The organism is Geomonas oryzisoli (assembly GCF_018986915.1).
GTDB classification, from domain to species: domain Bacteria; phylum Desulfobacterota; class Desulfuromonadia; order Geobacterales; family Geobacteraceae; genus Geomonas; species Geomonas oryzisoli.
Genome location: NZ_CP076723.1, coordinates 218,182 through 230,549 on the forward strand (window position 1 = coordinate 218,182; position 12,368 = coordinate 230,549).

Genomic DNA, 12,368 nt, shown 5'->3' on the forward strand with positions numbered 1-12,368 from the left:
CTCGATGCGACCAGGAAGTCCGCTCACAGACGCTGGTCAATCTGGATGTCCAACTCCTCGCAGAGCTTCTGTACTGTCTGTAAGGCCCCAGTGCAGTCGAACTGTCTGATTTGTTGGTTGAGCTGAGACAGCAGGGGAAATTCGGGGAGAGCATGGGCGAGATCGTTCACCTTATCAAGGACTCCCATGTTTCTCTGCTTTAACAGCGGGATCACGGAACTAAGTATGTCGGCTAGTTGTGTGATGTCAACAGGCCCCGCCGCTCGGGGCGCGGCTGCATCGGCAGGGGCTTTGGGAGGGGCGGCGGCCGACGGCAGGCAGCGTTTCAATTCCTGCAGCAGGGATGCAATTTCAACGGGTTTGGGCACGTAGCCGTCGTATCCCAATTTCAGGAACATCTCCTGCTGATTCTTCAGGGCGTGGGCGGTGAGGGCGATGATGGTGGTCCGGTCACCGGTGCTGCGCTCCTTCTCCCTGATGTGGCGCATCGCTTCGTTGCCGTCCATGGTCGGCATCTCGACGTCCATGAGGATGACGTCGAACCGCTGCTCGCTCCACTTGCGCAGCACCTCCTCGCCGTCGACCGCGGTATCGAGCTTGTGCCCGAAGCGCTCCAGCAGCCGGGACATGATGTTGCGGTTGGTCTCCTGGTCGTCGGCGAGCAGGATGTGCAGCTTCGCTCCTTCCCACAAAGGCCTGACGGGGCTCCGTTCCTGCTTGGGCAGGTTGGGGCGCTCGTCGGAGCGCTGAAACGGGATCACCATGTGAAAGCTGCTCCCCGCATTCTTGCGGCTCTCGGCCCAGAGCCGGCCCCCCATGAGTTCGACCAGTTTGCTGCTGATGGAAAGCCCAAGGCCGGTGCCGCCGTACTTCCGCGTGGTGGAGCTGTCCTCCTGGCCGAAAGGGGAGAAGATGCGCTCGATCGCTTCGTCCGTGATGCCGATGCCGGTGTCGGTGACGCTGATGTCGAGGACGGCGATCTCGCCGCGATCTTCCTGGAGGGAGACGGAGATGGTGACCCCTCCCGCGCCGGTGAACTTGACGGCGTTGCCCAGGATGTTCAGGAGCACCTGTTTCAGCCGCAACTGGTCTCCCACCAGGGTCTCGGGCACCTCCTCGGCTATCTCCGGCTTGAGGAAAAGACCCTTTGCCATGGCCGCGTTCATCTGGGCCTTGATGACTTCGTAGACGCAGCGCCTGATGCTGAAATCTTGCAGTTCCAGGTCGATCTTGCCTGCTTCCACCTTGGACAGGTCGAGGATGTCGTTGATGATGGCCAAAAGCCCTTCCGAGGAGGAGAGGATGCCGTCCACGTACTCCTTCTGCTCAGCGGTGAGGTCGGTGAAGGCCAGCAGTTGGGACATCCCCATGATGCTGTTCATGGGGGTCCGGATCTCGTGGCTCATGTTGGCGAGGAAATCGCTCTTGGCCCGGTTGGCCGCCTCGGCGCTCTCCCGGGCCAGCACCAGTTCCATCTCGGCGATCTTGCGGTCGGTGATGTCGAAGCAGTAGCCGATGTACCCGGCGAAGCAGCCGTCCACCGCCGCGATCGGGCGGCCGATATCGAGGATCCAGCGGAACTCTCCGTCGTGGCGGCGCAGACGGTATTCCATCTCGAAGCTTTCACGCTTTTGGAACGCGCCCAGCCAGATATCGACGCAACGCTGCAGGTCCTCCTGGTGCACCCCTTCGGCCCAGCCGTTGCCGTACTCCTGCTCCATGGTCCGGCCCGTGAACGAGAGCCAGGTGTCGTTGAACCAGTCGCATTCGGCCTTCGTGTTGGCGCGCCATATCAGGACCGGGGCCTGGGCCAGGATTTTCAGGTAGTAGTCCGCCAGTGTCTGCTCCAGGACGGGATCCCGGCCGGCGCAGCCGCCTTGGTTGCTGTCGGAGTCGGGGTGTGTGCTGGAAGTGAGGTTCTCTTCTGTCGGCATCCTGAACCTCTGCGCATGTCTGCTCGGGTCTAGATTGGTTACTGAGTCGGCTTCCATTATTATCAGATAATTTCAAGCTCTCAAACACATTTCTTGGCCGGCCGGGTAATCAGACATTGTTGCGCAAAAAAAGGGGTTTATAGTGACCACGAACGTCGCATTGTCAGTGCGTGAGTATGAAAGCATCGATTTGATTATTGTCAAAAAGTGAAGCCGTTCTTTCTCAACACTGAGACCGCTTCGGGCTGTTTGAGGTACCGGAAAAAAGCCGCGGCCTCGTTCTTTCCGGCGGCAGAGGTGGTGAGTGCCATGGGGTAGCTGATGCGGGGATAGAGCTGCTGCGGCACGGTGAAGAGGATTCTCGCCCGCTTTCCCAAGAGCGCGTCGGTCCGGTAGACGAAAGCCCCGTCCACTTCACCGCGTTCCGCGTACATCATGCTCTGCCTGACGTCCTTGGCGAAAACCAGTTTCCCGCTCAGCTGCTGGGTCAGGCCGGCTTTTTTGATGGCCTCGGTCGCGTACTCGCCGGCCGGGACGCTCTTGGGGCTTCCCATGGCGATCCTCCCCAGCGCGACGAGGTCGCGCATGTCGGTGACTTTCCTGTCGGTGCCGCCGGCAAAGACGAGGGTGTTGCAGGCAAGTGTGTCGCTTGCCGAGACCAGTCTTCTCTGCTTCAGGTAGGTCATCCATTCCTCGTTGGCCGAGATGAAGATGTCGGCGGGTGCGCCGCTCTCGATCTGCTTGGCGAGGGTCCCCGACGCCCCGTAGTTGGGCACGATTCTCACCCCCGGGTGCAATTTCTCGAAACGCTCCGCGATCTCGTTCATCGCTTCTTTCAGGCTGGCGGCGGCAGAGACGGCGATCTCCCCGGCGAGAACCGGTGTGGCCAACGCCAACAGGACCAAGAGGGACGATGCTGCCTGGATCAGTGCTTTCTTCATGGCGTGCTCCTTTTCTGGAAATGGACCGGGCGGAACTGGCGCGGTGCCTGCCGGTCGTTTCCCTGACTACATAACGCGTGCCATGTCGTTTGGAGCGGTTGCTGCCCGCGGATGAAAGTTACTCGGAGCAGCCCTGCGACTGCGTGGTCCTCGGGGCTCCCCCTCCCTTGACGGGAGGGGGACGGGGGGGGGTGAAGCCGCAAGCAACGGAAATGATAACATCTTCCCCCACCCCCTTCCCCTCCCGCGAGGGGAGGGGGGCCACGGCGGTTCCTTGTCGCTGCTATCTATCAGTGAAACGTGATCAAGGGAGACGGGAAGGAGATATGAGCGGGCAAAAGAGGGTGGATTGCCGGGAAAAGGGGCAACTGCAACGCGATGCGGCACGGGCTGCCTCCCTCTCGGCCTCCCCCTCCCTCCGGGTAGGGTTCAGCGGTAGGTGGCGAGGATGTATTCGGCGATGAGACGGGCGTCGGCGTCGGGGATGGTGCCCCGGTCGAAACGGGTCATCCCCGGGCCGGGGTTGCGCATCCTGGCGACGATGCCGGACGGCGTGGTGATGCCGTTGTCGGCGAGCACGCCGCCGTGCAGGGTCTTCTTACGGTTGATGACGTTGCCGCCGTCGGGGTGGCAGGGGGCGCAACGCTCCTTGAAGAGCTGTTCGCCGCGCGCGCTGGCAGGCGGCAGCGGCGCCATCTTCGAGGAGTCGGTGCAGCCGCCAAGGAGCGCGGCGAGGGCAAGCCAGGCGACGGTGGCGCGTCGAAGCGGCCTTTCGCCCGGTCTCGTGCCAGGCCCCCCTCCCGGCCTCCTCCCTCCGGGGGGAGGAGGTGACAGGCGGGTTGTCGGACGTACAGGCATGACTTTCAGTCCCGGCACTCGCTGACGGTGCGGGAGACGGGACGGCACTGGACGCCGTAGGCGGTGAGCTCCTTCAAGACCGCCCCCTTCATGCTCTCCACCTGCAGCGATACCTCGTGGGTCAGCTCGGTCCCCATCTCGATGCTCCCCGGCTGCACCCCGATCAGAACCATCTTGCCCGGCGCCTGCCCCATGAGCCGCGCGACGGAAAGAAGATCCTTCAGCCCCATCTGGTGCGGCGAGACCTTGGTCTCCAGGGCGATGGGGAGCTCCTCTCCGGAGAGCCGCACGCAGGTTCCCGGTTCCTTTCCTGTTTCGACGGCATCGACCATGATCAGGTGACTCCTCCCCTCCAGGACCGGGAGGAGGTCGAGCCCCAGCGTCCCGCCGTCGACGATCTCGACGCTCTTGGGAAAGCGGTACTCCCGCTGCAGCTGCTGCACCACCCGGATGCCGACGCCGTCGTCGCCCATCACCACGTTCCCTACGCCAAGCACCAGGACCTTCGGTGCGTTCTTCACGGAGTTAGCCGCCACGTGTTCAATCTCCTTTTTTCACGGTGAACTTGTAACCGCTGAACATGCTGGAGATTTCGCCGCCGTGCTCCTTGATGTCCATCAGCCAAGCGCTGTAGATGTGGTTGATGACGAAGCCGAAGATGAGCCACATCCCGAAATGGTGGGCCAGGCGCATCCCCTGCAGGGTGAAGTGGGAGTACATGAAGCCGAGCGACTTGAACATCACCCCGCCCGGTGCGTGGGTGGCGTACATGGCGAAGCCGGTGAGGATCATGCCCAGGTAGATCAGGAAGAGCACGAAGTAGGCGGTGGTCGCCAGCGGGTTGTGCCCCACGATCTCCGGCACCTCGTGGGTCTGCAGCGTGTAGTAGCGTATCATGTGCCGCAGCTTTTCCCTACCCGCCGCGGTGTACATGGGGAAGAAGGCGCGCCAGCTGGCGTGCTCGTTGCCGATGAAGGCCCACACCACGCGCGAGGCGACGCTCACGGTGAAGGCGTAGGCGGCGACGAAGTGGACGAAGCGGATCCATCCCATGGCGTAGTCGCTCGCGCTCGCCCCGAGGGTGACAGGGTGCCCGATCAGGTACCCGGTGCCGGACAGGATGACGATGGCCAGCACGTTGATCCAGTGGAACCAGCGCAGCGGCAGTTCCCAGACGTACTGCTTGAACTTGCAACGATCCGACATGGCCCACCTCCTCTAGGATGCCTTCACCCTGACCATCTCGTTCCCGGTGGCGTCGAGGACGTGCACGGCGCAGGCCAGGCAGGGGTCGAAGGAGTGGATGGTGCGCAGGATCTCCAGCGGCTTTTCCGGGTCGGCGACCGGCGTGCCCAAAAGCGCCGCCTCGTAGGGACCCGCCTGCCCCTTGGCGTCGCGCGGCGACGCGTTCCAGGTGGAGGGGACCACCGCCTGGTAGTTGAGTATCTTCTGGTCCTTGATCTTGATCCAGTGCCCCAGGCCGCCGCGGGGCGCCTCGTGCCAGCCGTAGCCGTGCGCCTCGGCGGGCCAGGTGGAGGGATCCCACAGCTCGTTGGAGTGGATCCTCAGGTCACCCTTGGCGATGTTGCCGATCAGTTCGTCCAGCCACTTGGGGGCCTGCTGCGCGATGACCAGGCAGTCGATGCCGCGGGCGCCGGTCCGCCCCAGGGTGGAGAAGAGCGCCTCCGGGCCGACGCCCAGTTTCTTCAGCACCAGGTCCACCGCCGCCTTGGTCTCCTTGTGCCCGGAGACGTAGGCGACCAGCACGCGGGAGAGCGGCCCGACCTCCATCGGTTTCTCCTCGTAGCGCGGCGCCTTGACCCAGGAGTACTTCTTGTCCGTGTCGAGGTACTGGTAGGGGGGCTTGGGGCCGGTGTAGTTGGGCTCGCTGGAGCCCTCCCACGGGTGCACCCCTTTCCCCTCGCTCCCCGCATCCTGGTACCAGGAGTGCTCCACGTGTTCGGTGATCTTCTTCTGGTCCAGCGGCACCACCTTGGAGATGTCCCGGTTCAGGATGGCGCCGCCGGGGAGCCACGGCTTGCCGGCGGCGTCCGGGAACTCGGGGTAGCACATGTAGTTGCCGACCCCGGCGCCGATCCCCGCCCAATCCTTGTAGAAGGAGGCGACCGCCAGGAGGTCGGGGATGTAGACCTTCTCCACGAATTCCTGGGCCTTGTGCAAGAGGCGCTTTATCTCGATCAGCTTGTCCGCGTTCAGGGCGTTCTGCGAGTCCGGGTCGATGGGGATCGACATCCCACCCACCAGGAAGGTCTGCGGGTGCGGGTTCTTGCTTCCCAGGATGGCGTGGATCTTGATGATGTCCTTTTGCCACTCCAGCGCCTCCAGGTAATGGGCGGTGGCCATCAGGTTCGCCTCGGGGGGGAGCTTGTAGGCGGGGTGCCCCCAGTAGGCGTTGGCGAAGGGGCCGAGCCGCCCCGAGGCGACGAAGGCCTTCACCTTGTCCTGCACCGACTTGAAGTAGGTAGGCGAGTTGTTGGGCCAGTCCGAGATGGAGGCGGCCAACTGCGCGGTCTTCACCGGGTCGGCCTTGAGCCCCGAGGTGATGTCCACCCAGTCCAGGGCGTGCAGGTGGTAGAAGTGGATCACGTGGTCCTGGGTGTTCTGGATGGCGATGATGATGTTGCGGATCAGCTGCGCGTTGGGGGGCACGGGGATCTTCAGCGCGTCCTCGACGGCGCGGATGGAGGCGATCGAGTGCACCGTGGTACAGACGCCGCAGAAGCGCTGGGTCCAGTACCAGGCGTCGCGCGGGTCGCGCCCCTTGAGGATGGTCTCGATGCCGCGGAACATGGTGCCGGAGACCCAGGCATTGCTGATCTTGCCGCCGGAGACTTCCGCCTCGACGCGCAGGTGCCCTTCGATCCTGGTGATCGGGTCGACAACGATCTTGCTCATCTTAGTCCTCCTTGGCGTCTTCGCCCGGTTCCTTGTCCTTTCTCATGGCGGAAAGCGCGCCGTGCACCACGAAGGCGCCCGCGGCACCCGCGGCGAGCCCCAGGCCGATGGCGTCGGCGGTGTGTTCGATGCCGAAGCCGGGCACGTTGGGGAGCCGTCGGTACATGGGGGACATGACGTCCCAGAACTGGGGCTCGGCGCAGCCGACGCAGGGGTGTCCCGAGCCGATGGGCCAGGCGGTTTTCTCGTTGTAGCGCTGGGTGGGGCAGTTGTGGAAGGTGGCGGGGCCCTTACACCCCATCTTGTAGAGGCAGTATCCCTTGCGGTGCCCGTCGTCCCCCCACTTCTCCACGTACTGGCCGGCGTCGAAGTGCGGGCGCCGCTCGCAGTTGTCATGGATGCGCTTGCCGTAGGCGAAAAGCGGCCGGCCGTGGCCGTCGAGTGCGGGGATCTTGTTGAAGACCAGGTAGTGCACGATGGTGGCGGTCAGGTTGTCGGCGTTGCAGGGGCAGCCGGGGAGGTTGATCACCGTGGCGCCGGGGACCGCCTCCTTGACCCCCACCGCGCCGGTCGGGTTGGGGGCTGCCGCGGGAATCCCGCCGTAGGAGGCGCAGTTGCCGATGGCGATGGTGGCGGCCGCGTTGCCGCAGACCTGGCGGGCGCGCTCGAGGTTGGACTTGCCCCCCACGCAGCCGTAGACCCCGCCGTCCTTCATCGGGATGGACCCCTCGATGACCGCGAAGTACTTACCCTTGTAGTCGGTGATGGTCTTGTCCAGCGCCGCCTCGGCCTGGTGTCCCGCCGCGGCCATGATGGTCTCGTGGTAGTCGACCGAGAGGATGTCGAGGACGATCTCGGCGACGGTGGGGTTCGCCGAGCGTAACAGCGCCTCGCTGTCGCCGGTACAGCCTTGGAATTCCAGCCAGACTAAAGGCGGCCGTTTCACCTCGTCCAGCGCCCGGGCCACGGACGGGGCGAAGGAGGGGGGCAGCGCCAGGGCCGCCGTGACCGTTGAGCAGAACTTGAGGAAGTCGCGTCGCGAGACGCCGCGTTCCTTCAGGATCTGGCTGATAGAGAAAGTGTCCTTACTACGCTCTGTTCTCGTCGTGCTCATCCCGGCCTCCCCTTGCTGACAGCGAAACGGTGGACTCTTTGGCGCGTGAACCAGAACTGGCAGTATATGTTATTTTAGTAGAAAGATGTTTTATTGCAAGAGGAGAAAATGGATATGTCGAGAAAAAAAGTCAGAATGAGTGGTGGTTATGAGTAAAACAAGGATTTTGCTGACGTCTCTGTAGGGGCGAATAATCATTCGCCCGCCTTTGCCTTCCGGCCCTGTTACACGAGCCCCTTCTCCTGTGCGTAACGCAGGAGCGCCACGCGCCCATCCACGTTCACCTTCTGGTAGATGTTGTGCAGGTGTACCTTCACCGTTCCCTCGCTGATACAGAGCCTGTCGGCGATCTCCTTGTTGCGCAGCCCGCCGGACACCATGCGTACCAACTCGACCTCGCGCTGGGTGAGGATGTTGGCCACCTCGCGCCCCCCCGCCTCGCGCTTCAGGAGTTTTTCCAGGGCCTGCTTGGCGGAGCGGCGCTCCAGCCACTGCTCGCCCGCATGCACCTTGCGGATGCACTGCACCAGGAACTGGGGTGCCATCTCCTTCAGGACCACCCCCTGGATGCCGAGCATCACCGCGTCCAGCATGTCCTCGTCATCCAGGGCCGCGGTGAGCAGCACCAGCCGGGCGCCGAGCTTTTCCTCGGTCACCCTGCGGGCCACGTCGATGCCGCTCATGCCGGGCATGCGGATGTCGAGCACCGCCACGTCCGGGCGCTGCCGGCGGATCTCTTCGATGGCGTCGGAGCCGTTGCTGCAGCTTGCCAGCACCTCGAAGTCCTCCTCGAAGTTGAAGAGGCCGGTCAGCCCGTTCAGGATCAGGGGATGGTCATCGGCTATGACCAGTCGTATCATGTCAGCCTCCTAGTTCCACGAGTGGCAGGGTGATGTCGAGGCGGGCGCCCCGCTCGCCGGATTCGATCACGAGCTTCCCGTTCAGCGCGTCGATCCGCTCCCGCAGCGTCACCGGGCCGCGCTTGAGGTCGCTCAGCTGGTCCTGGTCGTAGCGTCCCTGGAAGCCGAAGCCGCGCCCGTCGTCGCTTACCGTGATGCGGGCCCATTGCGCGTCGAAGCTGATCTCCGCCCGCAAGGTGGTGGCCTCGGCGTGGCGCACCGCGTTGATGAGCGCCTCGTGCACCACGAAGTAGATCTCGCGCGCGATGCTGCGCTGCAACTGCGGCGCCGGGGTGTGGCAGGTGACGGAGCAGGCGATCTCCCATTGCCGCCTGATGCGGCCGGCCAGCTCGTCCAGCCGCTTGGCCAGTCCGTACTCCTCGTTCTTGCGCCGGGAGAAGAGCTGCTTCATGTCGTTGATCTGCATTCTGAGGTCCCGCTGCTCCGAGGCGAGCAGCTGCTGCACCTGCCGGATGCTCTCCCTGGCCGCGGCGGGGTCCGCCTCGATCAGGCGGCTCACCGTCGCCAGTTGCAGCCCCGCTCCGGCCAGCGACTGGAGCAGGCCGTCGTGCAGGTCGTGGGCGAGCCGCAGGCGCTCGTCCGCCGCGGCGCCCTGCTGCAGCTGCTTCAGGAGCAGGGCGTGGTCGAGCCGGGCCGCGATCTCGTGGGCGACGATCCCCCCCAGCACCAGGTCGTCCGGGGTGAGGTGACGGCGGTCCAGGGCGACCAGGTATCCCGTGATCTTCTCGCCGTCCAACGGGGAGACGCACGCGGAGGTGACGTTGAAGCACCGCACGAATTCCGGATGCAGCGGGGCGCCGCGGCGTTCCTGCAGCCCGGCGGCGGTGTTGCAGACCACCAGCGCCTGACCCAAGCCGGCTTCGCGGGTAAAGAAGCTCGCCCGCTCCAGCCCTTTGGCCACGATGTCGCCGAAGACGCCCGGCTCCTTCCACTCGTAACGGCATCCCTCCGCCGTCCAGCTCAGCAGGTGCAGCCAGGGCTCCTCTTCCTCCTCCCACAAAAGGACCACCCGCGGCGCCCTCAGTATCGCGGCGGCATGACCGAGCATCCCCTGGCCGTCCTCCCCCGGTTCCTCGGGCGGCGTTTCCCCGGGCCACTGGGACAGCATGGCGAGTATCTCCCGCATCGACTCCTCGTAGGCGCCCAGGTATCCCAGCAGGGCCGCCACCACCGCCAGGTAGGCGATGCGGATGATGAAGCGGTTCAGCTCGAAACTGTGGTCCAGGAGCAGGTTGGATGGATACCAGGCGAGCAGGAGAGTGACCGACATGGCCGCTGCCGCGGTCCAGAGGGTGCCGCGCCACTGCCACCGGAAGGTGGCGCAGACCAGGATGAAGATGAAGTAGACGAAAAAAGGGCTGTTGGGGCCGGTGGTGAGGAACATGAGGCAGGTGAACACCAGCAGGTCGACGCTGTGGGTGACCAGGTGCAGGATGCCCCAGGCCAGGCCCCGGCGCCAGCTCACCGCCGCGATCACCACGGAGTAGCCGAGGTACGCGGTAAGGATGCCGTAGGTGATGTGGGCGTAGCGGGAAGGTTCGGATGGGTCGAGCCAGACGGCGAAGAGGAAGAACGCGGCCAGGATGACGCGCCCGGTGGCGATCAGGTACTCCGCCCGGGTTTTTGAATGGAATCTCAGTTGCGTCATCGGGTCGTTCTCCTGCTTCCAGGACAGCGGCTGAAGGCGTGACGTCGGGGGAGCGTCCTATCATTAGGATTCGCTTCAGGGGCAGCATTCTATACATGCTGTTTACGTTACGTCAATGATTTAGATGCGATTGGGCGGCGCAAAGGGTGGGATCGGGCGGGAAAAAATGAAACGGTGGACTATCGTCCACAGCCTCCCCGCCCCGGGCGGGGGCAGGGGCAGGGAGGGGCGAGGCTAGATCATCTTTTCCAGGATCTCCGCCGCACTTTTCACGTAGTTGGGGCAGCGGGTCTTGAAGAGACCCTTCCTGTCGGCTTCTTTCATTCCTGCCTTGGTCCCCATGTCGATACCGAGCAGGCGGGAGCAGTCCAACTCGCCGTGACGTGCCTTGAACTCGTTGTTGAAGGCCTCGATCTTGGGGAACACCTTCTTCTCCTTGGGGCCGTGGGCAAGTCCCAGCACCATGTAGGCGCCGGTGACGGCGCCGCACTCGCGACCGGCGACCATGCCGCCGGCAAAGCCGGTGGCGAGCCTGCAGGCGACCTCGGGGTTGACGCCGTAGGCGGGGGCGTAGTTTTCCAGGATGGCCTGGGAGCAGTTCATCGATTTCAGGAAATGCTTCCTGGCCGCTTCCGGGCGTCCCGCTGCGGGTCTGGCGTCCACGGCCGCTCCGGCCTCGCTGGTGATGCTACCCGCTGCGAGGCAGACGCCCAGGCAGAGCGAGCCTTTCAGCATGTCGCGCCTGCTGATCAGTTCCTGTTGCTTTTCCTTTTCCACGAAAACCTCCGATATGGTGGCCGCGGCAGGACCTGCCGCGGTTTGGGGGAGCTACGGAGGATGTGTTGTATCACATTATTTGAATTAAAGGAAGTGTCGAGGCGGTACAGCAGAACCGGCGCTATTCGAGTGACTTGCGGAAGCGGAGCACGCTTACAGTGAGCATCACCACGCCGATGAGCGCCATGGCCGCGATCTGGGGCCAGAGCACCTCGAAGCCGACCCCTTTGAGGTAGACGCTTCTCAGCACCACCTCCTGGTAGCGCAGCGGGTTCAGGTAGGTGAGCCGTTGCAGGAACACCGGCATGCTGGAGATGGGGGAGCCGAAGCCTGAGAAGATGACGGCGGGCATGATGAAGAAGAAGCTGGTGACCATCGCCTGCTGCTGGGTCGCCGAGACGGTCGAGATGAACAGCCCCACGCCGAGCATGCACAGGATGAAGCAGACGGTGCCGGCGGCGAGCACCAGGAGGCTTCCGGTGAGCGGCACCCGGAACCAGAGCGTCCCCGCCAGGCTGATCAGCGCCGTGTCCAAAAGCCCGATCAGGAAGAAGGGGATGGTCTTGCCCAGGATGAACTCGGTGCGCCGTATCGGCGTCACCATGATCTGCTCCAGTGTTCCGATCTCGCGCTCGCGCACCACCGCGAAGGCGGTCAGCGTCACCACGATCACCAGCACCAGGTTGCCGATGACACCCGGCACGAAGAACCACTGGCTGGTCATGTCCGGGTTGTACCAGGGGCGGCGCTCCACCACGATCTCCGGGAGAGAGGCGGCGACACCGGGAGCCTGCCGGTTCAGCGCCTCGATGCGGTACTGCCGCGCGAATGCCTGCGCCACCTGGTTCACGTAACCAAGCCCCACCAGCGCGGTGTTGGAGTTGCTGGCGTCCACCACCACCTGCAGGTGGGCGGTTTCTCCCTTGCGCAGGTCGCGGGCGAAACCGTCGTTGATCTGCAGCGCCATGGTCACCTGGTCGCGGTCGATCAGGTCCGGGATCTCGCGCCGGTCGGCGATGCGGCGCACCTCGAAGTAGCGGCTTGCCTGGAATCGGGAGACGAGGTCGCGGCTCACCTGGCTGTTGTCGTAGTCGACTACGGCGACGGGGACGTGTTTGATCTCCAGCGTGGCGGCGTAGCCGAAGACCAGCGTCTGGATGATGGGAGGGGCGAACAGGAAGAAGCGCGCCCTCTTGTCGCGGATGACGTGCAGGAACTCCTTGATCAGCATCTGGCGCAGGCGGCCCAGCATGTTACCCC

The 12,368-nt window shown here is 64.2% G+C and carries 11 protein-coding genes; all 11 read right to left on the reverse strand.

From position 1 onward, the window contains the following. Window positions 1–23: 23 nt before the first annotated feature. Window positions 24–1,934, reverse strand: coding sequence for a PAS domain-containing hybrid sensor histidine kinase/response regulator (locus tag KP004_RS00965; RefSeq protein ID WP_216800537.1), 1,911 nt, complete (start codon window positions 1,932–1,934; stop codon window positions 24–26). Window positions 1,935–2,134: 200 nt separating this feature from the next. After that, a complete protein-coding gene (modA, locus tag KP004_RS00970) occupies window positions 2,135–2,875 on the reverse strand; it encodes a molybdate ABC transporter substrate-binding protein (protein ID WP_216800538.1) in 741 nt (246 codons plus the stop codon). 429 nt (window positions 2,876–3,304) lie between these two features. Further along, window positions 3,305–3,733, reverse strand: coding sequence for a c-type cytochrome (locus KP004_RS00975; protein WP_216800539.1), 429 nt, complete (start codon window positions 3,731–3,733; stop codon window positions 3,305–3,307). Between the two features lie 5 nt (window positions 3,734–3,738). Next, a complete protein-coding gene (locus KP004_RS00980; protein ID WP_216802329.1) occupies window positions 3,739–4,206 on the reverse strand; it encodes a HyaD/HybD family hydrogenase maturation endopeptidase in 468 nt (155 codons plus the stop codon). 67 nt (window positions 4,207–4,273) lie between these two features. After that, a complete protein-coding gene (cybH, locus tag KP004_RS00985; RefSeq protein WP_216800540.1) occupies window positions 4,274–4,939 on the reverse strand; it encodes a Ni/Fe-hydrogenase, b-type cytochrome subunit in 666 nt (221 codons plus the stop codon). Window positions 4,940–4,951: 12 nt separating this feature from the next. Next, window positions 4,952–6,649, reverse strand: coding sequence for a nickel-dependent hydrogenase large subunit (locus KP004_RS00990; RefSeq protein ID WP_216800541.1), 1,698 nt, complete (start codon window positions 6,647–6,649; stop codon window positions 4,952–4,954). Window position 6,650: 1 nt separating this feature from the next. Then, window positions 6,651–7,763 (reverse strand): hydrogenase small subunit, encoded by a 1,113-nt coding sequence (locus KP004_RS00995; protein WP_216800542.1) that lies wholly within the window; start codon window positions 7,761–7,763, stop codon window positions 6,651–6,653. A 224-nt stretch (window positions 7,764–7,987) separates the two neighbouring features. Continuing rightward, window positions 7,988–8,623 (reverse strand): response regulator, encoded by a 636-nt coding sequence (locus tag KP004_RS01000; protein WP_216800543.1) that lies wholly within the window; start codon window positions 8,621–8,623, stop codon window positions 7,988–7,990. Between the two features lies 1 nt (window position 8,624). Then, window positions 8,625–10,331, reverse strand: coding sequence for a sensor histidine kinase (locus KP004_RS01005; protein WP_216800544.1), 1,707 nt, complete (start codon window positions 10,329–10,331; stop codon window positions 8,625–8,627). A 234-nt stretch (window positions 10,332–10,565) separates the two neighbouring features. Continuing rightward, complete coding sequence (locus KP004_RS01010) at window positions 10,566–11,108, reverse strand: C-GCAxxG-C-C family protein (protein ID WP_239026891.1); 543 nt, start codon at window positions 11,106–11,108, stop codon at window positions 10,566–10,568. Window positions 11,109–11,229: 121 nt separating this feature from the next. Continuing rightward, window positions 11,230–12,360: an ABC transporter permease gene (locus KP004_RS01015; protein ID WP_216800545.1), complete on the reverse strand. Its 1,131-nt coding sequence runs from the start codon at window positions 12,358–12,360 to the stop codon at window positions 11,230–11,232. Window positions 12,361–12,368 lie beyond the last annotated feature (8 nt).